General features: G+C 46.2%; 15 protein-coding genes. 5 read left to right on the top strand and 10 right to left on the bottom strand.

From position 1 onward, the window contains the following. Positions 1 to 67: 67 nt before the first annotated feature. Together V6669_RS04170 and V6669_RS04165 are read right to left on the bottom strand one after the other, a co-directional pair. Entirely contained in the window at positions 68 to 2,446 is a 2,379-nt protein-coding gene (locus tag V6669_RS04170; protein WP_338590960.1) for an NdvB protein, read from the bottom strand. A gap of 129 nt (positions 2,447 to 2,575) precedes the next feature. Then, positions 2,576 to 2,995, bottom strand: a complete 420-nt coding sequence (locus V6669_RS04165; protein ID WP_338590958.1) for an ester cyclase — start codon at positions 2,993 to 2,995, stop codon at positions 2,576 to 2,578. Positions 2,996 to 3,299: 304 nt separating this feature from the next. Between V6669_RS04165 and V6669_RS04160 the strand changes: the two genes are divergently transcribed. Further along, positions 3,300 to 5,822: a transglutaminase-like domain-containing protein gene (locus tag V6669_RS04160; RefSeq protein ID WP_338590956.1), complete on the top strand. Its 2,523-nt coding sequence runs from the start codon at positions 3,300 to 3,302 to the stop codon at positions 5,820 to 5,822. A 126-nt stretch (positions 5,823 to 5,948) separates the two neighbouring features. Here the strand turns inward: V6669_RS04160 and V6669_RS04155 are convergent, their stop codons facing one another. Next, positions 5,949 to 6,851, bottom strand: a complete 903-nt coding sequence (locus V6669_RS04155; protein ID WP_338590954.1) for an SDR family oxidoreductase — start codon at positions 6,849 to 6,851, stop codon at positions 5,949 to 5,951. Between the two features lie 313 nt (positions 6,852 to 7,164). On the opposite strand from V6669_RS04155, the gene V6669_RS04150 reads away from it, so the two are divergent. Further along, on the top strand, positions 7,165 to 8,169 hold the full coding sequence (locus V6669_RS04150; RefSeq protein ID WP_338590952.1) for a MerR family transcriptional regulator: 1,005 nt from the start codon (positions 7,165 to 7,167) through the stop codon (positions 8,167 to 8,169). A 26-nt stretch (positions 8,170 to 8,195) separates the two neighbouring features. On the opposite strand, the gene V6669_RS04145 is transcribed toward V6669_RS04150, so the two are convergent. Next, entirely contained in the window at positions 8,196 to 9,725 is a 1,530-nt protein-coding gene (locus tag V6669_RS04145) for an acetylhydrolase (protein ID WP_338590950.1), read from the bottom strand. Between the two features lie 182 nt (positions 9,726 to 9,907). Beyond that, positions 9,908 to 11,287 (bottom strand): amino acid permease, encoded by a 1,380-nt coding sequence (locus V6669_RS04140; protein WP_338590948.1) that lies wholly within the window; start codon positions 11,285 to 11,287, stop codon positions 9,908 to 9,910. Positions 11,288 to 11,664: 377 nt separating this feature from the next. Here V6669_RS04140 and V6669_RS04135 point away from each other — a divergent pair, with 377 nt between their 5' ends. Both V6669_RS04135 and V6669_RS04130 read left to right on the top strand, forming a co-directional pair. Further along, positions 11,665 to 12,030 (top strand): DUF6713 family protein, encoded by a 366-nt coding sequence (locus V6669_RS04135; RefSeq protein WP_338590946.1) that lies wholly within the window; start codon positions 11,665 to 11,667, stop codon positions 12,028 to 12,030. 72 nt (positions 12,031 to 12,102) lie between these two features. Then, positions 12,103 to 13,095, top strand: a complete 993-nt coding sequence (locus V6669_RS04130) for a DUF4003 family protein (protein ID WP_338590944.1) — start codon at positions 12,103 to 12,105, stop codon at positions 13,093 to 13,095. A gap of 114 nt (positions 13,096 to 13,209) precedes the next feature. On the opposite strand, the gene V6669_RS04125 is transcribed toward V6669_RS04130, so the two are convergent. The 3 genes from V6669_RS04125 to V6669_RS04115 form a co-directional block, all read right to left on the bottom strand. Beyond that, positions 13,210 to 14,199 (bottom strand): phosphotransferase, encoded by a 990-nt coding sequence (locus tag V6669_RS04125; RefSeq protein ID WP_338590942.1) that lies wholly within the window; start codon positions 14,197 to 14,199, stop codon positions 13,210 to 13,212. A gap of 169 nt (positions 14,200 to 14,368) precedes the next feature. Beyond that, complete coding sequence (gene sulP / locus V6669_RS04120) at positions 14,369 to 16,144, bottom strand: sulfate permease (RefSeq protein WP_338590940.1); 1,776 nt, start codon at positions 16,142 to 16,144, stop codon at positions 14,369 to 14,371. 165 nt (positions 16,145 to 16,309) lie between these two features. Then, a complete protein-coding gene (locus V6669_RS04115; protein ID WP_017690603.1) occupies positions 16,310 to 16,639 on the bottom strand; it encodes a metalloregulator ArsR/SmtB family transcription factor in 330 nt (109 codons plus the stop codon). A 194-nt stretch (positions 16,640 to 16,833) separates the two neighbouring features. Here V6669_RS04115 and V6669_RS04110 point away from each other — a divergent pair, with 194 nt between their 5' ends. After that, positions 16,834 to 17,778 (top strand): alpha/beta hydrolase, encoded by a 945-nt coding sequence (locus V6669_RS04110; RefSeq protein ID WP_338590937.1) that lies wholly within the window; start codon positions 16,834 to 16,836, stop codon positions 17,776 to 17,778. A 116-nt stretch (positions 17,779 to 17,894) separates the two neighbouring features. On the opposite strand, the gene V6669_RS04105 is transcribed toward V6669_RS04110, so the two are convergent. Together V6669_RS04105 and V6669_RS04100 are read right to left on the bottom strand one after the other, a co-directional pair. Then, the gene (locus V6669_RS04105; RefSeq protein WP_338590935.1) at positions 17,895 to 19,475 is read right to left on the bottom strand and encodes a glycoside hydrolase family 43 protein; all 1,581 of its coding nucleotides are present in this window, start codon (positions 19,473 to 19,475) and stop codon (positions 17,895 to 17,897) included. Continuing rightward, positions 19,472 to 20,371, bottom strand: a complete 900-nt coding sequence (locus V6669_RS04100) for a carbohydrate ABC transporter permease (protein WP_338590933.1) — start codon at positions 20,369 to 20,371, stop codon at positions 19,472 to 19,474. Before V6669_RS04100 ends, V6669_RS04105 begins: the two co-directional genes overlap by 4 nt. Between the last annotated feature and the right edge of the window lie 5 nt (positions 20,372 to 20,376).

Below are 20,376 nucleotides of genomic sequence, written 5' to 3'. Positions count from 1 at the left end.
GTTTTTAATTTGTCTTCGTGATTGTCCAAAACTCTTCACATCGTTCAGCAGTACCCCTTGCGCTTTTCTACAATGGCAACTTCACCAGCACCTCATATTTCACGCCAGCTTGGATGTTCTTGATGATGTCGCCTTCGATCCGTTCACCGTCAACGTACACTTCAATCTGCTGGACAGTTGCATCCTTCTTCATGTTCACGTTCAGCTCAGCCCCACGGAACAACCGGGTGACCGATGCCTCGTTCCAATCTTCTGGTAACTGCGGACGCACTTGAAGTCCTTGTGCATGACCTTGCAGTCCAAACAATCCGTCGATCAGGCAGCGATACACCCAAGGTACTGTGCCGGTGTTGAACAGATGACTGGAGCGCCCAGCTGTACGTGGGAATTGCCGATAAGCTCCGCGATAATAATTCGGGATAAATACGGGTAGCTGACCCCGCTGGAGAATATCCTCTCCATCAGGGCCAGGAATCATTTTACGCAACAGACGATACGCCTTCTCCTTCTCGCCCACCAGGTACAACGCGTAAATATAGAACGCCGCCGCGTGATTGTACACTGCACCATTCTCCGCACTTCCCGGATGTTTCTGCGTAACTCGACCTACATCTTCACGCATCGCTGTGAAAGACGGCGCGAGTTTCTCGACACCATATGGCGTCTCCAATTGCTCCTCTACGGCACGGATTAACTTCTCCTGTTTCTCCTGATCCGCAGCACCGCTCATAAGTGCCCAGCTCTGAGGATTGATATAGATGCGTCCTTCCACGTCTTTTCTTACGCCAAACACTACGTTATCATCCGTAATTCCGCGGGCATACCAGTCCCCATCCCACAGATACTCATTGGCTACCGCATTGGTCTGGTTGGCTTCCTGACGGAATTCCGCTGCGACCTCGGCATGCCCTGCCTGTTCACCAATATCTGCCCACACATTGAACGCATATGCCGTCGCAATGGTCAGCCAGCCGGATACGCCTTTGCCTTTGTATCCCACCATGTTCATCGGATCACACCAGTCACCCTGATTGATATAGTTCAACCCACGCGCGTCACGCTCATGGATCAACCAGCGCATCGCAAGATTCATATGTTCCAGTACGGAAACCTTTTGTTCACTGTCTGTAAAAGCAACCTGTTCCTCCAAAATGCTATAGTCATTCGTTTCATCCAAATAAGTCTTCATACAGACTGGGAGCCAGATACAATGATCGGTATGAGGAACCTGGTTAATATATTTCAGTTCTGCGTCCGGGTGCAAAATAATGCCGTCTGGCATCGCACCGCTTATATGCTGCTGAGACAAGGCTGTCAAGAACGCAGCTCGTGCAATCTGCGGCTGAATGTAACTCATGCCCATGTTGTCTTGCAAATAATTCCGCGTCTGCGGATCGGTTGTCAGACGATTGGTTTTGCCATGATAGTACATCTGGCGAGGTAGCCAGTGATTCACGACATTATCTAGCCAGCTGTCCGGTGTCTTGATCTGGATGTTTCCTTGCCCTTCCGCAATATACTCAGCATACTCCTGCTCGGCTGCGGTGAAACCATCCTGTCCTTCCTCATTCTGCTTCACAAAATAATGCTGACGAATGCCCTCAATCTCAGTCTCATCATGAGCCGGGCCAAAGATAAATCGATACGCCTGCTCCGCTCCCGCTTCCAGTTCTACTCTGTATTGCAATACAGCCACTGGTGTCTCATAACGAGCATCTCCACCAGCAAGTATCTCCGACTGAAGAGCAGAAGGATTATGAAGTCCGCCTTCGCCTTCAAAGCTCTCATGATTTACTTCCCACGCGGTCGGCTGGTGATCTGCAAGCAGATAGGTTTTGTCGCTGTAATTTTTGATTTTGCTATAATCCTGATATTTCTGATACGGCGTAATTGCCGAGCAGACAATGCCCTGCAAATCTTCCACATATGAACCGGATTGATTCATCCATGACATATAGCCGACCGTAAAATACGGGTAGATACTAAGCTTGCGTTTTCTCGAAGACAGATTGGTTACCTTCACACGCCACAGCTCCATGACATCTTCCTTCGGTAAACGCAGGGACATCTCGATGCAAATGTCGTCCTGAATCACTTTCCAGTGAATATCGTGTTTACCGACAGCGAACGTATAGCTATCCGCCTGCTTGCGAACCGGTTCATACGGGGCTGAGAAAATTTCGCCACTTATTTCATCTTTAATGTAGACAAACCGTCCCGGATGGTGGGCATAGTACGGCTGCTCCGGTTGCATAAACGTCTTCGCTTCCAGGTTGGGCGCATACGAGTATTTGGCAGGTTCGGGCTGCATGAATTGGGCCACCGCGTACCCCCGGCAATTCACATGAATCATCATCTTTTCATTCCAAAGGAATCCGGATGCCTTCGGTAAACTTGTCGGGCTTGTCAGTTCAACATATTGATTATCTTCCGTTGCTTTAATCATCACTGAACCTCACTTTCAGATAATGGAGTCAAAAGACAGAAAACGTTTTAGGTAACTTGTATACAACTTTGTTCATTATAACACGGTAACGCTTACAAAGAACTGAAAACTAAAAAAGAGCTAAGAAACTCAGCTCCGATTACGTTCCAATTGTTTTTCGATGCCCAACCTGTCGATCTGTATCCAATACTCTGCAATTTGTTCGTTTTCCACTCGGTATACCGCACTGGCAATTTCAATCACCGGGAGGTTCGTTGGGCTGTATCCGTCCACTTCGCCAATATGGGTACCCGTTTGTCTCCAGCGCACATAAACTTTATCACCTTGCGTCAGCAACTCCAGAATTTCGAGTGAAAATTCCCCGTATGCTTCAATCATCTCTCGCACATGATCCGCATAATCAGAAGGTGTTCGGGTGACCGTGACCTCATCTTCAGATATCACTTGATGGGCCAGTACTTGTTCTGCCATCACGTTGCTTGCATAATCAGGATTCCGACCTGATCGGACTTCTTCAAAAAAGGTTCTGACAATCTGTTCCGCTGTCATACGGCACCCCATTCTATTCAAATTATTCTGTTATATATTTAAATATGTAGTAACTCTTGTATTTTAACATGGTCCCCTCGCTACGGAATTACAACTGTTCTATTGTTATACAGGACTTATATCCTATCCTATCACCTTGACAATGCGTCAATATGACCATAAACTAGCAAAGGATATCAGGAAATTAATAGGAGGTTTAGATGTTAAGAGGTTCACATATGGGTTTTAACCATATCTGATAATCTTTCGGTGTGTAGCAACGTAGCTATTAGAGCAATTCAGAAAAACAAGAAAGCGGTGTATCATGAAACGTCTATTTTTCATTATGTTTGCGCTCACCCTGTTACTGGCTGGATGCCAGAGTAATGAACAGGAAAGCAGTCCGTCCGAGAATAATCCTACCGAAGTAGTAGAAGGTTCTACCATTTTAAGTTTGAAGCAAAAATACGGCTCCGAATCGGAACAAGCAATTATGCCGATGTACAACGTAGCTCAAGATGAAGAATTTACGTTCAAGTTTAAAGCAGATTTAGGAAAATCTAATTGGTCCCTGAGAGATACCATATCCGTACATACCGATATTAAAGCACTCAAAGCAAGCGAAGTACCTTTTTTATCAGATATTCATGACAATAGTATTTCTATTAGACCTCTTGGATGGGGCGTATTAAGTTCAGATTCCATAATGAACAAGGATCAAAGTTCTTGGGGCGGTGCCCCCATTTATTACATTCGTCTGAATTATGATCCAGATGCGGAAAATCTAACACTACTTGATCAGCCTATCATTATTCCGTTTACAGTAAAATCGGAGTTACCCGTACCTAACCTAAGATACGAAATTGACAAAGATAGACGGTTCAAGTTGGTCTGGGACAAGGTTGAAGGCGCCACCGAATATAAAATTTATAAACGTTCTGACCTAACCAACTTTGATACAAATGTACCTCTAACTGGCGCAGAGGACGCTTTCAGTAATAGTCTGCCTTTAGATATTGCGGTAACAACAGAGACGTCTTTCAATGATTTTATGAAAGACGGAAAAGGCGGGCTAGGCACTTATAATGAAATGATAACTACCACTCAGAACCATGGTATACGAGGAGAATATTACGTCACTGCAATCGGTGGAGGCAAAGAATCCAATTTTAGCAGAGGTGTCCCTACAGCTCCGCTTGCTTCCCAGTTACCAACAGCTTTGAAAGAACAATTGTATATGGAGAAATTAAAGAATATAGATGTTCTTCCTCAGAAAACAACAGTTGAGTACAATGACGGCTCTCTAGCCCGTGAAACCATTGTTTATGATACCGAAAGCGTAGAGATTTCGGAGTTCAATGAAACGAATATTCCTTTTCATGTTAAAGGAACGGCTCTGAAAAGCTACGTGCGCGTAGAGAATGTAACTCAAGCAGATTTGGAAAAACTTGCTCAGCAAACCGTAGCCGAGTCCAGCAACGGACTGGTGGAACCGAAGAATGATACACCTTACGTCCCTGCACCTGATGTGCCAACGATCATCAACAATCATGATGCACCTGAGTCTGCAACGGAAACAGAAGAAGCACCAGCTTCGGAAACTCCAACTACAGAGTCCACAACCGATACGGGAACGTCAGAAGATGTAACTAATCCTCTATCTACTGAGGCTTCTAATGATACTTCTGATAATTCTTCAGATATGGCTTCTGAAGAAACTTCCACCGAAACACCTGCTCCAGCTCCCGAAGCTGAAGAAGACAATCTGGTAGATGAGCAGAAATCGAATACACAGCAAAATGTAGAACAAGGTAATCAGGAAACCGTGCCTCAGCCTGCTACAGGCGATGCAATGATCAATGCAGATTCCGCATTGGAAGAAGTTTTAGCCAAAAACATGATTGCGGCACAAGATAAAATTTCGTTAAAAGCTTTCCCTGAAGCTCAAAATTTCACGACACTCTCGGATGTTGTTCTGAAAGTGATGTACCAGAATCCCTTGATTCTTGGTGTGGAAGGTTTTGAATACAACTATGGTACGCTTACCCTTTCGATTCATTATAATGAATCGGCTAGTGGTATCCAGAAGAAGAAAGATGAGATTATTGCCAAAGCAAACGAAGTTGTGGCTTCCATTATCAAGGATGGCATGAACGAAGACGAGAAACGAAAAGCCATCTACGATTATCTGAACGATAACGCGAAGTATGATGATGCAGCGCTGGAAAATGCGGAGCAAAACAACTTCAAAAATGTCGATCCGCAGTTCAATGACTCGTTTACCACATACGGTATTCTGGTCAAAGGTGTTGGGGTATGTGCCAGCTATGCCTCCGTCTACAAATTGCTCTCCGATCTCTCGGGACTGGAAAGCATCGTTGTAACGGGCGCTTCCAGCGGTGTACCACATGCATGGAACAAGGTCAAAATCGGGAACGAATGGTTCCATGTGGATGCCACCAACAACCTGACAAACTCCGGCATCCCCTACTTCTTGTACAATGCCAACGATGAGACTGCTGCAAGTCAGAAAACAATAGCGGATAAGGATTACTGGCTTGATTCCGAGCTCGCGATGTTTAATGGCGAGAGCGATGCCAATGATTATTATGTGCAGAATGATCTCGAAGTCGCATCCCTTAATGAGTACAAAACCAAGGCTGAGAGTGAACTTAAAAAAGGAGAGAACCGGGTCATCCTCCGTTTTGCCTCGCCTGTTGACTCTGATGAGCTGATGACAGCTGCTGGCGAAGCCCTTGCTGCAGTGGATGAAGCCCTTCTGAATACAGCACAATTAGCCACGCTAGGCAGTTATGCCATTCTGGACCCGAAACCAGAGCAGAAGTAACTTTATAATTTTAAAAAAATAGCATAACAACAAAGAACACCATTCACCTCCATAGGGAATGGTGTTCTTTATTTAACTGGCCTATGATCACTGACCTAGGATTCATAGGCCTTTTATATCCAACGTTTACGGACTAACCGTACCACCATTCGCATTCAGTGTCTCGCCGCTCACATAGCTGGATTCCTGGCTTGCCAGGAACACAAATGCCGGAGCCATCTCGGCAGGTTGTCCTGCTCGACCAAGCGGTGTGTTGGAGCCAAAATCAGCCAGCTTCTCGACTGGTTGTCCACCCACGACCTGAAGTGGTGTCCATACCGGTCCTGGTGCAACAACATTGACACGAATCCCTTTGCTACCCACCTGTTGTGCTAGCGCTTTACTGAACGTGTTAATGGATGCCTTCGTTGTCGCATAATCCAGCAGGATTGGCGAAGGTTTGTATGCCTGAATCGATGATGTGTTGATAATGGAGCTGCCCGGCTTCATGTATTTCACAGCTGCTTTGCAGAGCCAGAACATGGAATAGACATTTGTTTTGAACGTTGCATCGAACTGCTCGGTGGTCAGGTCCGCAATCTGCTCGACATACTGCTGTTTACCTGCCACGTTAGCAAGGATATCAATCCCGCCAAGCTCTTTTACCGCAGATTCAATGAGTTCTTCACAATATTTTTCATCCTTCAAGTCACCTGGCATTGTGATTGCTTTGCGACCGGCTTCCTCAATCAGCTTCACAACTTCCTGCGCATCTGCTTCCTCTTCCGGCAGATAGGCCAGAACAACATCTGCACCTTCACGGGCAAACGCAATCGCAGCCGCCCGACCAATTCCGCTATCGGCTCCGGTCACAACCGCTTTGCGTCCTGTTAAACGTCCGCTACCTTTATAACTTTTCTCACCCGCATCAGGAACAGGAGTCATCTCACGCTGAAGTCCCGGCTCATCCTGTTGCTGTTTCCACTCCGGTGTAGCCTTCGGATATTGTGTCGTTGGATCTTGCATGGTGTGCTGGTCTTGATTAGCCATGTTCAATTTCCTCCTTGGTTATTTACATTGATCACTACGATCACAGAATAACCTTCCGATCGCTCTTATCCCCAGATTTTTTTCTCTCCCTTATATAAGGTGAAAATCCGGTGATAAAGGCGAACACTCCGTTTCTTCAGGTTATTTCTGTGCTCTTCGTTATCATGTAAATGTTAAATTTATGTTCAGAAGTTGTTTTCTTAAAAGTTGCACTCCTTCCTTTGTAACCGAGATGGGTGGAATTTAAACTAAGCCCGCCAGAATTCCATGACAGTCGTCTAACATTGAATCTCCAGTGACAGGAGGTTGTATAATGAATCATGAGGTGATCTCGTTGAATGCAAACAAAGAACCCTATTCCATCGGTGAAGCAGCCAAACTGATCGGCTCCACGGTGAAAACGATCCGTTATTACGATGAGATTGAACTGTTACAGCCCTCCAGTCATACGGAAGGTGGGCATCGACTCTATACAACGCAAGACCTGTGGCAACTCGAACTCATTACAACACTACGTTATTTGAATTTCAGCATACCGGATATTCGAAAACTCATGTCGGGTGAACTGGCGGTAGCACAGGCGCTGGATCTGCAGATTGAAGCGTTGGAAACCCAGATCGGCACGATGAATTCCATGCTCTCTGTTTTGCAGCAAGCGAGGCAGCATGAAGAAAAAACTTCACTTGGCTCGGAACAGTCTCTCACGTATATCTCCAGTCTGGTAGAATCCCTGACGGCCAATGCGAGCAGGCGAAAACAATTTGTTGCTGCCAAGATGGATGAATCCCATCTGCTGGACAGCATTCCGCAGGATTGGAGAGTGTCGTTTCTGCACTTTTTCGACAAATACATGATGAAAGATACCAAACTGACGGCTCAGCAAACACTGGCCTGGAAGGAAATTCAGGAACTGATCAATGATCCGGCCTATTGGGCTGATCTGGCTAGGTTGGAGGTTCCCTTCTTCATTATGGCGAATCAGCCACAAGTCGAAGCGGACGTCTGGGTGAAAAAAATGGAGGCTATTCGCATTCGCACTACCGAAGCTCTGGACAAGCGTTGGGCAATCGATAGCCCTGCTGTGCAAAGCATGGTGTGGGACTTTGTGTTGATGTATGCAAGTGCTGAGCATGCGGAAGCACCAGAAGTATTTTTTCGCAAACAGGCCCGATATATGCTGGACTCTGTGACGGATCGTATTTTGCGTTTTAACAAGCTGTGCAAGGTGATGAATCCCGAATGGAGCCAGATTGTAGATGGCATTAACCTGTTGCAGGAGGGCATGCGGTTACGATTAAAACAAATGGAAGAAGACTGAATTTCAGTCTCCTTCCATTTGTACGTTTAGCCTTTTTTCAACAAATAGGATTCATGTTCTCCCACTTCCGTGTCCATATGGAGCGGTTGCCCTTTCAAGTAGTGGTTGAAGAAATCAATCGTTGTATCGTTGACCAACTGTTGCGCTCCCCGCGCATCTACACCCTGTGTCCATTCGAGCAGTGGAGAGATCAGGTAGAGGTCGGAGAAACTCAGATGTTTGGTGTTGGTCAGCTCCATCCAGAAGTTCCCTCCTGCGGTTACCGGCTCATAGCGCTCGTACACTTCCTCGTAATATTTCTCCGCTTCCGGACGGGTCGTGCCCATCGCAGCAATTTCCTCGTCACTCATCACACTTGTGCCTGCAACGGTTGAGTCTGCACTCATCATCAGGAACGGTTTGCCCACGCCTTCCGCAGGGATACGTTTCTCGCCAAACAATACACCGTCCATATTCATGCCTGCTTTCACACGCGGATCATCCATTAACATCTGTACTGTCGTTGCTCCGCCAAATGAATGCCCAAACATGCCGATGTTGTCCAGATCCATATGTCCTGTAAAGCGTCTGCTCGGATCTCCCGTTCCCAACTTCTCTACCTCATCCAGTACAAACTGTGCATCCTTCACCCATGTCTCATTCAACTTGTCCATGTAACTGAATTGCAGCTGCTCAAAGCCTTCTTTCCCTTCCGATTCAAACTGCGCCACACGTCCATCCGGGAATACGGACACCAGACTGTTATACGTGTGATTAATGCCCACAACAATGTAACCTTGACTGACCAGCTGCTCGACCTGGAACGTATTCTGATTTTCATAGCCATGCAGACCATGAGAGAAGAGAACAACCGGATACTTGGCTTCGGCATCTGATAATTGAGCTTCCTGAATCGCATGTGTTTTGACCTGAATCAGACTGGAAAATAAAAGCTTTGGCAGTTTCAGCACTTCATTGAAGGCTGTCCCGTAGATCTCCGGCTTATTAACATAAGGGGCTGTTGCTCCCTCTGCTTCTGGATTTGTTGGATACCAGATCTGTACCATCAGCTCCCGTTTATCTCCGGCGTCACTCGTCAGCAACTCCTCCCGGCTGTTATCTATCCAATCGTAGGATACGGTTCCGATTCCATAAGGACCTGCTGGCTTGGCAAACGAAAACACCGGGAACAGCAGTGGCAAGCCAATGCTCACAACAGCGTATAGCAACACCAGGAAAGACGTTGCGATGATTCGAACACGTCCGAATTTCCCCGCCACAGGTGATTTCGAAGCAGATGCCCCGGAACCTTTGCTGTTCAGCGAGGTTACACCTGACTGTTGCTGGCGTCTTGCCTTTGTAAATAACACAACCAGTGGAACCAACGTGAGCAGATACGCCGGAATCATCGGCCAACGTAGTCCTTCGACCACACCATGGATGATCAGTAGCACACCCGATATGGCAAATCCACCCCATACCATTTTCCGAAAATGTTGATTCTGTCTTCCAATCCCGATTACCCCCACTAATATAAGCAGGTTGAAAATAAGAGAAATCCATTCTACTGTTCTCATAAGATGTACGCCCCCTTGTCTGCCTCCAATCTTAAAACCTCCAGTTACAGGAGATTCAAGCATGATTTTTGAGGATAAAAAAATGCACTCCCTGAATGTCGCTGAATCACCCGCAGGTTCTTCAATCATTTCAAGGAATGCATGTATGATATTACGATATAAGTTGATTTTTGAATATTAGACTAGCGATCTTCGCCGCCATCTGTCCGTTGTCTTTTTCCGATGCCAAATGCAAAATATCCAGCCACCACGATGGCCATAAACGTAGCACCAACAATCAAAGGCAAGCGCGTATCCGGGTTAAACGCCATACCGATAATGACGAGGATCAGATACACAATAATAATGTAATTGCTGATCGGGAACCATTTGGACTTGAAGTTATGATCCGCCATTTCGTTACCCCAACGCTTTCTGAATCGGAACTGGCTGAACGCCAGCGCGAACCATGGAACCATGCCCGGAAGAACACTTGCACTGTAGATGTACAGGAACAGCTTGGAGTCCGGCATCAGGTAGTTCAGCACAACCCCAATCAGCAGCAAGGAGATTGTAATGACGATACTGTTGCGGGGAACCCCGCCTTTGGACAGCTTTTTGAAAAAGGCAGGTGCCTGCCCATTCTCAGCCAGTGTGTATAACATCCGTCCTGCACTGTAGATCCCGCTGTTACATCCCGACATGGCCGCCGTGAGCACCACAAAGTTAATGATCCCCGCTGCAGCAACAATACCAACTTTGGCAAAGGTGAGCACAAACGGGCTGCCCGTCTCGCCCACTTCGTTCCAAGGGTACAGGGTTACGATAACAAATATGGCACCAACGTAGAAAATAAGAATACGCCACACGATATTTTTGATCGCTTTACGCAAGGTGTATTTCGGATTCTCCGCTTCGCCTGCTGTAATACCGACCATCTCCACCCCTTGATACGCAGCCGTTACGATACACAGCGCGAAGAGGAAACCTTTGATGCCCCCAGGGAAGAAGCCACCATGGCTGAACAGATTCGACAGACCAATGGCCTGACCCCCATTCCCCCAGCCGAAGAAAATGAGTCCTGTTCCGATCACGATCATCGCCACAATAGCCGTCACTTTGATCATCGCAAACCAGAATTCAAATTCTCCATAGAACTTCACAGCCGCCAGATTTGCCGCCGCAATGATGAGCACCCCAGCAAGTGCAGGCAGCCACTGAGGTATATCCGGGAACCAATACCCGACATAGATACCAATCGCCGTAACTTCCGCCATACCAACCGTAACCCACAGGAACCAATAGCTCCAGGCGGTCAGAAATCCGGCAAGCGGACTAATATATTTGTGAGCAAATGTTGCAAACGAACCCGTGACCGGCTCCTGAATCAACATTTCCCCCATAATGCGCATGACAAAAAAGATAACGATACCAGCCAATAAATAAGCCAGCAGCACGGATGGACCTGCCCATTTGATCGTACTTGCCGATCCCATGAACAAACCAACGCCGATTGTACCTCCGAGTGCAATCAGCTCTACATGGCGGGGCTTTAGCCCTCTAGATAGTTGCTTTGATTCCAAACGATTCTCCCCTTTTCTTGTGTACAGATTCCTGATGTAATTTTAATTTTCACATTCACATTAACGCAATGCAGAATTACTTCACCAAATTGTACGAGATGTGCCGCAGAAATACAACAAGGAATGTGAGGAAACGGATTCACTACACATATAGGTATAGGATAACCGCTTAATGAATATGGCAGACAGTTCAATAAACAATTCACTGCAGCGTTGTGTAAACAAAGTGACAGAGACTTTCTAATACATGACTCGACAGGGAGGTTGCTGGAACCCCCAAAGGACAACTCACGTATTGTATATGTGGATTGCAATACCGTAAGTGACTTGTTCGCTATTGACCTGCTTGTATAAAATTGAAAAATGGGAGGCATTACATGCCTGAATTTTTACTGGTTTTATTTTTGTTTAATCTGTCTCTCTTTCTGCTTCACGAAATGGATGCCATCAGGCGGTCCGAGTGGAAATTGTTTATGGTGTTAAAAGATATGGAAGATGATAAAGCCTACAGGTATTTCACTTGGATTCACCTGCCAATGTATACCATCATCCTCTCTCTTCTTTTTAGCTCGTATCAGACCATTACATTCTGGGTGCTGGATATCTTTTTCATCATACATACCGTATTACACTTCTTTTTCGAAAAACATCCTCGAAATGAATTTAAAAACGGGTTCTCCAGATCATTGATCTACCCTATGGGAATAATTGCTTTAATTCATTTGATATTCCTAATCATCTAATTTGTTTACACCGACGGAATGAAGGAAGCTGGAAGGGTATTGTTGAATAACAGTGAATATGGAGGTGTGCCTATGCAACAACATCATGCAGAACGAGCTGAATTATTCGTTTCCAACACTCAGATCATCAAAAAGTCGTTCAAATGGCAACATGGGATGATTCTCCGTCTGGCCGCCTTGCTCTATGCAGCGGAGAATAAAGTTGCTGATGTGGAAGCCATTCGCCAAAGCCAAGAGTTGATCAAGCAAAACACAAAACTCTTCTCTGCATTCAGAGGTAACTCGGCCATTAGCATTGCTGCCATGCTCTCCCTTACAACAGATGAAGAGACGAGATTGGTAGATACCCTGCATGTCTATGACTTGATGAAAGAGATCAAATTCCACAACTCTGATTATCTGGTTATTGCCGCCTATCAGATCGCTACTCAGACATCACCTGACCAGTTTCAACCTACGGTGGAGCGAGCCAAATCATTCTATGACAGTATGAAAGCAGAGCATCGCTTCCTTACTGGTCAGGATGACTACATTTTTGCTGCCATGTTAGCCCTTTCCGATCTCAACGTGGATACTGGTGTGGCACGTATGGAACAACTCTATAGGGAATTAAAACCAGAGTTCTCTTCCAGAAACAGTGTGCAGGCGTTAACACAGGTACTGGTTCTTGGAAAGGATACCCCGGATGCAGGGACTCGTGTGATTGCCTTAAATGAAGCTTTTCGAAAAAGGGATCTCCGAATGGATAAAACGTATACCTTACCCTCTCTCGGGATACTTTCTCTACTGCCTTCGGACAGAGACGCGTTAGTGGATGAAGTCGCCGAAACAAATGACTGGTTACGGACTCAAAAAGGCTTCGGTGCCTGGTCAATCGACAAACAGGAGTTGCTCCTGTTCTCATCCGCGTTGATAGCCATTCAACATGTGGAGAATCTGCGAAACGGTGTGCTTACGACAACGATCTCAACCAGTATTACAAATATTATCATCGCTCAACAAGCAGCCATGGCCGCAGCTACCGGTGCTTCGGCTGCAGCCGCTTCTTCATCATCATCGAACTAATAAGTGACCCTGTTACCTTCTCTTATGAGTTGAAAAAGACCCTCTCGAGTTCAAGTTAACTCGGAAGGGTCTTAAAGCATTCAAAGCTATATCTAAAATAATGTTCATCATTCGCTATGATACAATCCCTGTATCCCGGAACTCTTCCACGAAACTATCCAGCCAATCCGAACCATAGTCCAGCCCACCCGTATCACTCTCAATAAAAGCAACATCTAGTCCCATCACCCAGAATCGGCGAGCAATAATAAAGAGATCAACCGCCTGCTCATCTTCGGCAGAGAAGCTTCTGACTGAACGATATCCTGCCATTAGCGCATCCCATAATGCTGCTTTTCGCTCATCAGACTGCCTTTTTCGCACCTTCACTTGAGCCAGATCGTAGGCACGCCAGCTTTTGGCTGCCCACTCGAAGTCATAGTGGATGAACTGATGCTCCTGTTGAAACGCATTGTTATTCCCATGCATATCGCCATGGCACAGACCAAAGTCCAGATCTTGTCTGGAAGCGGCAACGATGCGTTCTTTTAACGTTGTGGCAAACGTATAGAGAAATGCTGCTGCTTCATTGTTCTCACCGATATAGTGGATGATTCGCTTAAGGGGTTCATCGATAAGAAATTTCAAATCAAGCTCATATCGTGGCAGCTCCACGTTCACCTGATCCATAGCCTTATGCAATTCAGCGGCAGATTGACCAAAGGCGTAACAAGACTCCTCATCCTCCAGGTTGTTCTCCGTACCCTCAATATACCGAAACATCACAGCAACCCGCTTGCCTTCCGCAGCCTCCAACACCGTATATCCCGTGTGATCTTTCTTCTCGATGTATTCTCCAATGTCGGTGTGTTCCGCAGAACCTAGAACATTCTTCAGTTGAGACAATAACGATAGTTCGTAGTGAACATCTTCCTCCGAAATTTCAGTGCGGTAGATACGGAGAATATACATGCCACTGGATGTGCGAATCCGGTAGGTATCATTCAATCCCCTAAGCCAAAACAAACATTCTTCCCATGTTCCAATGTTATACTGATCCCTCAATGCAGACTCCAGATACCTGGGGTTAAGCACTGAACGTAAAGCAGTCGGTTGAATGGACATATGGTTGCTCCTTCGGTTTAATATGATTATTTCTCATCAGATTAACGATGTAATCCTTTTCACCTATCAACCTATAACATAGTATATTTTTTATTTATTTTCCAGAATATATATTTTGATGAGTAAATACTCTTTAAGAATCCTATAGTTCCATCTCGCATCAGCGGAATTATATAAGGTTATTTGCATTGGCCCGCTTTCCAGATTTAAGCAGGTTATTACGCGCTGGATCGCCGCCAGTGCTCGACAATGCAGCACATTCACGGAAGGCAAAATGTTTGCACCCCTTACATTTCTGAACATCCAGATGCTGCAATGCATAATTGATAGCTTCACCCGTGTGCTCAAACATATGATCCGAACCAATCCGTTCAATCAAACCTGTTCTCTTCAGCATTTCCAACGGTTGCGCCTGAATGCCTGAAAGTAAAACTCTGCCCCCGGATCTCTCCATATGTTTGACAACACGGGCCAGATTGGATTCACCTGTTGTATCCATAAAAGGCACCTTGCCCATGCGCAACAGCAGAGTGCCTGGTCGCCGATGAATCGAATCCATGACCGACTTCTCAAACATATCCGCTGCCCCGAAAAACAGTGGCCCTTCAATTGTATATAGGCTTATTTGCGGACAGTCATGTCCTTCCCGAACCATGTGGGCCATAACTTTCTCATGTTTATGCTCGGGATCGGGCAGTACTTTGGCAACCTTCAACATCTCACTCATCCGCTTAACAAATAAAAGAACAGCCAGAATCAACCCAACCTCTACAGCCGTTGTTAAACTTGTAAATACGGTCAGCAAAAAGGTAATCAGCAGAACGAGTGAATCGCTCGTTTTGGTTTTCATGACATGTATGAAGGATCTTCGTTCACTCATATTCCAAGCAACCAGCATGAGAACGGGAGCCATACTGGCAAGAGGAATGTGGGATGCATATGGCGCAAAGAGAACAAGTACCAGCAAAACCACTACACCGTGAATCACGCCAGACCACGGCGATACTGCGCCGGATTTGATATTTGTTGCTGTACGTGCAATCGCTCCTGTTGCAGGAATACCACCAAATAACGGCGTCACCATATTAGCAATTCCCTGCCCAATCAACTCTCGATTGCTGTTATGCCGACTTCCGGTCATGCCATCGGCAACAACAGCCGACAGCAGCGATTCAATTCCACCCAGCATGGCAATGACAAAAGCGGGTTGCAGCAAGTTCACGATACGCTCCCAAGTGATCTCAGGCATATGAAACTGAGGCAAAGCGTTAGGTATGGCGCCAAAGGACGAACCGATCGTAGCCACCTGCCCTTCAAAAAAGAACGCCGCGACTACCGTCGAAAGAACCAGCCCCACCAGTGATGCAGGCACCTTTGGTGCAAACTTGGGCACAAGCAGAAGAACAGCCAGACAGATTCCAGCTGTAAGCACACTGTATATATTAATCGTTGAGATATGCATCCCGATTTCTTTCATATTGGACCAGAAATCCTCGTGTTTCTCGATGCCTCGAAGTCCCAGGAAGTTCGTAATTTGTCCGCTAAAAATAATGACGGCGATCCCTGCCGTAAAACCGATAGTCACCGGCCTTGGAATAAACTTGATTAACGCCCCAAGCTTGAATACGCCCATAAGTACAAGCATCAAGCCGGCCATCATTCCGGCAATCAGCAGATTCTCATATCCATACTGCATCACAATGGCAAAGAGGATTGGAATGAATGCCCCCGTTGGCCCGCCAATCTGGAACTTGGACCCACCCAGCAAGGAAATGAGAATCCCTGCGATTACAGTGGTGTACAATCCATACTCCGGTTTGACCCCGGAAGCGATGGCAAATGCCATACCGAGTGGAATCGCAATGATACCTACAATCAGCCCTGATAACAGATCCTTGCGAAAAGCGGCAGCATTATACCCTGCATATCTCCCCATCCATCTCATGTACAAAAACCTTCTTTTCTTCATATATTTGAATATTTGAATATATTTAAAAGACTACTCCCCTGCATACGTCCTGTCAATCGGATTACGCACAATTCCAACGGGAACTAACACAAAAAAACAAGAACCTCCGGTGATTACATCCAGTTGCTCTTGTTTATTGTGTCAGGACTCTTTACGAATATCTTCCAGCATGGAAATGGCATCAACCAGATGATTGTCAAAAATCTGTTTGGTGACTGCCAGCAGGTCCTTAATCAGCGGATCACGCAGCGAATAAGTGACGGTTGTCCCTTCTTTGATTCCGTGGACAACGTTTTTGCTGCGCAATACAGCCAGTTGCTGTGAAACGGCAGAGCCTTCCGATCCCAGAATGCTTTGCAGTTCATTCACATTCTTGGCTCCTTCACTCAGCAGCTCCAGAATCTGAATTCGCATCGGGTGTGCCAACGCTTTGAAAAAATCCGCTTTAAACTGTTGTATGCTCTGATTCATACGCTATGCCCCTTCAATCGAACTTTTGAAGATGCAAATATCATAACATAGAACGGGTACCATGCTTTACTCTAACCGTAAACGGTTTGACGGAAAAATTAAGATTGACCTTGAAGTACACTTCAACCTTTATACTTTACTTATAGTCTCCACAGATCTTATATCTGATCTCCATCAGGAAGGGTGATTCCTCAATGAACATGTATATCCATAACCATAAACGCTCGTTGACGAGCTTTCTATTCGAGAAATATATCGGAACGTTAGATACCAAGAAGTTTTTTTCAACACGCGAGCTTGCCCGCAAACACCTGGATCATATGGGCTTGGAAAACATTAAACCTTATACCTTGGGTAAAACCAAACTGTCATCTTCCATCAAAGAGCGATCCTATGAAGACATGCAGGTATTTACATTAAACGATCAGCATTCCCGTGAACAGAAGGTCATTCTCTACATTCATGGCGGGGCGCATACACATCAGCCACTGTCTTTACACTGGAAATTCATGGACCGCATGGCTCAGGCTCTGAATGCCAAAGTTATTGCTCCCATCTATCCAAAGGTTCCGCATTTTAATTATCAGCACACGTATCCGAAACTGCTCAATCTATACCGGGATCTCCTTGCCTCCGTGAACGACTCGGCACAACTCACCATTATGGGCGATTCCGCAGGCGGGAACATCTCCCTTGCCTTGGCCCATTATCTGAAGATGCATGATCTCCCACAGCCCAAAGATTTCATCTTGTTATCACCTTGTGTGGATATGGTGCTGGACAATCCGGTCATATTCGATTACGAAACCCGCGACCCTATGCTCGCTGTGGAAGGGTATGATGTCATTCGGCGGATCTGGGCAGCTGACAAACCGTTGAACGATCCGTTAATCAGTCCAATCTACGGAGATTTCGCCGGTTTGGGCAAAATCAGCATCTTTATCGGGACCCACGAGGGTTTGTTTCCTGATAATATGAAGCTCGACAAACTGCTGACGGATCAAAGAATCGATCACCAAACGTACGTTTACCCCAAAATGAACCATGTCTTTGTCCTCTATCCGATTCCGGAAGCCAGGGATGCTCAGCGTAAAATAGTTAACATCATTAAAAACTCAATATATGAAACTAATCAATAAGCAGTAACGCGTCCCGCTCTCCCCCACAGTTTTCCCTTTGGCAAAAAGAACGAAAAAAAAGCTCAATCCCTGGACTACAGCCACCGGATTGAGCTTTCTTGCTGTTATTCTATCATCTAATTATCATATGAACCATATTCAAACCAGTCAAAGTCCGCTACCTGATCAGATGAAGTACCGTTGCTGCTGCTAAACATTCCGATACAGCAGCCAACAAAACCACCAGCTACTTCGGTGCTCAGGCTGCTTGTATCCACCTGTTCCGCCACCAGATGATACTGACTTCCATCCGTGCTGTAATAGAAGTTGAGTTGCTGACCTGTCGCCGCCAGTTTGATATACACTCGTGATACTTCATCATCCAGCGCGATTTGCGCGATGTGGGTATCCTGACCATCCATAACGGTCACCACACGCAGCACATGCTCATTCTCGGCCAGAGCACGCTCAATCCGTACGTGGTACTGATCGTTCTGAATGACGACAAGACCAGCCGTTTCGTTTGCATTCCCAGGCACAAATTCCATCGCTGTAGCCGCCACGTAATCCATATGCCTCTGCCGTAGGCAGACAAAGCTGGAATTCTCTTTTTCCTTCAATGTTTGCGGTTTCAGCTTCAGTCGCAAGTATCCTTTTCGTTCAGTTAATGAATACAAGTCTTCCTGCGGATTACGCAGGAACATCCATTGCAAGCCCAGTTTATCACTGTCAAAATGGTCAAAACGCAGTTGCGGCTCTACCGGAACAGGCTCCAAATCCAACGTGCCCTGCTCCTCCAGGATTCCGCGGCCCTCATTGACAACAGGCCATCCGTCCTCCCAAACGACAGAAGCAAGGAACGTCTCCCGCCCCAGATTACTAAAGCTCCCTCCATATGGACGCGAAGCCAGCATGACCATGAACCATTGACCGTTCTCAGCCTGCACCAAGTCGGCATGTCCTACATTAACAACAGGGTAACGTTTACCCAAATGGCGATGTGTAATGATTGGATTATTCGGATTCCCGACGTATCCTTCGGTCAAACTTTTGCTACGAGCAATGGTCACGGCATGGTTTGGTCCTGTGCCTCCCTCTGCAATCAATAAATAGTAATATTCATCGATCTTATACAGATGCGGGCCTTCCGGCCAGATGACATCCACCATCGCCCCGCGCCACAGAACGTAACTGTCTCCCACCAGCTTCATACTGCCCAGATCCAACTCCCGCAGCCACACTTCCCAGTTCCCATTATAACGAACTCCCTCGGAGCAAGGACGTGTACCAAGGTAATACGCTTTGCCGTCATCAAAGAAAATCGTAGGGTCTATGCCTTCTGCGCCTTCAATAAAATAAGGATCTGACCATGGCCCAGCCGGGTCGGTAGCGGTTACAACAAAATTACCGCCATGTGATACATTGGTTGTAATCATATAGAAAGTGCCTTCATGATACCGAAGCGTTGGAGCGAATATCCCCTGTGAATGGCCTGCTCCCTGAAGATTTAATTGCGAAGGACGGTCCAGCACATTGCCAATCTGTTTCCAATTCACTAGATCACGGCTCTGAAAGATAGGAACGCCAGGAAAATAAGCAAATGTTGATGTCACCAGATAAAAATCTTCACCCACCCGGCATACGGACGGATCTGGATAAAACCCGGGCATAATCGGATTGTTAAACGTGCATTGTTCGCTTTGATTTGCATTTTTCATTCTTTTACCCCTCCAATGGTTAGTCCAGTCACAAAGTATTTTTGCAAGAACGGATACAGTAAAACAATCGGCATTGCCGTCACAACCGTGATTGCTGCCCGAATGGAAACAGGCGTCACCATGTTGGTTACATTTTTGAATGAATCCACGTTGACGGTTCCCCCCTGTGAGGTCGCAGAGGACAACAATTTCATCAGTTCATACTGCAAGGTGGTCAAATTCCGATTTCCCGCCGTGTACAACATGGAGTCAAACCAGGAGTTCCACTGACCTACAGCAATAAACAGTGCAACCGTAGCCAGAACCGGTTTGGATAGGGGAAGCACGATACGCATGAAAATCCGAAAATCTCCGGCTCCATCCATCTTCGCGGATTCAATCAATCCCTCCGACAGTCCCTGAATGTAGGTACGAATGACGATCATGTTGAACACCCCGATCAACCCGGGAATAATGTATACCCAGAAGCTGTTCAGCAGCCCCACTTGTTTGATCAGCATGTATCCCGGAATTAAGCCGCCACTGAAATACATCGTCATGACAAACAGTGTCGTGACCAATTTGTTAAACATATACTCCTTGCGGCTCAGCACATAGGCCAGCATGGCTGTACAGAACAGCTGTACAACCGTTCCTACCACAGTTCTGGCAACCGAAATAAATGCGGCTTGTGTCAGATTCGGATTCTGGAATACGGAGACGTAATTTTGCAGCGTCCATTCCCTCGGCCAGAGATAGATCCCCCCGCGGATCGTATCCAGCCCGTTATTGAAAGATACGGCAATAGTGTTTAAAAAAGGATATAACGTAACAACCATGACAAGCAACATAAATATGCCATTGGTGATGGAAAAAATAGAATCTCCCAAGTTTCGTTTTCTACTAAATCGCTTCACAGCTC

The organism is Paenibacillus sp. Y5S-9 (assembly GCF_036894235.1).
Classification (GTDB): domain Bacteria; phylum Bacillota; class Bacilli; order Paenibacillales; family Paenibacillaceae; genus Paenibacillus.
Note: the sequence above shows the minus strand (reverse complement) of the source record. Positions and strands in the feature narration are given on the sequence as shown.

Coding starts and splice junctions, on each gene's coding strand:
- V6669_RS04135 (WP_338590946.1), top strand. CDS start 11,665: ATGCCTGAATTTTTACTGGTTTTATTTTTGTTTAATCTGTCTCTCTTT.
- V6669_RS04130 (WP_338590944.1), top strand. CDS start 12,103: ATGCAACAACATCATGCAGAACGAGCTGAATTATTCGTTTCCAACACT.
- V6669_RS04125 (WP_338590942.1), bottom strand. CDS start 14,199: ATGTCCATTCAACCGACTGCTTTACGTTCAGTGCTTAACCCCAGGTAT.
- sulP (WP_338590940.1), bottom strand. CDS start 16,144: ATGAGATGGATGGGGAGATATGCAGGGTATAATGCTGCCGCTTTTCGC.
- V6669_RS04155 (WP_338590954.1), bottom strand. CDS start 6,851: ATGGCTAATCAAGACCAGCACACCATGCAAGATCCAACGACACAATAT.
- V6669_RS04145 (WP_338590950.1), bottom strand. CDS start 9,725: ATGAGAACAGTAGAATGGATTTCTCTTATTTTCAACCTGCTTATATTA.
- V6669_RS04115 (WP_017690603.1), bottom strand. CDS start 16,639: ATGAATCAGAGCATACAACAGTTTAAAGCGGATTTTTTCAAAGCGTTG.
- V6669_RS04110 (WP_338590937.1), top strand. CDS start 16,834: ATGAACATGTATATCCATAACCATAAACGCTCGTTGACGAGCTTTCTA.
- V6669_RS04150 (WP_338590952.1), top strand. CDS start 7,165: ATGAATCATGAGGTGATCTCGTTGAATGCAAACAAAGAACCCTATTCC.
- V6669_RS04170 (WP_338590960.1), bottom strand. CDS start 2,446: ATGATTAAAGCAACGGAAGATAATCAATATGTTGAACTGACAAGCCCG.
- V6669_RS04105 (WP_338590935.1), bottom strand. CDS start 19,475: ATGAAAAATGCAAATCAAAGCGAACAATGCACGTTTAACAATCCGATT.
- V6669_RS04165 (WP_338590958.1), bottom strand. CDS start 2,995: ATGACAGCGGAACAGATTGTCAGAACCTTTTTTGAAGAAGTCCGATCA.
- V6669_RS04160 (WP_338590956.1), top strand. CDS start 3,300: ATGAAACGTCTATTTTTCATTATGTTTGCGCTCACCCTGTTACTGGCT.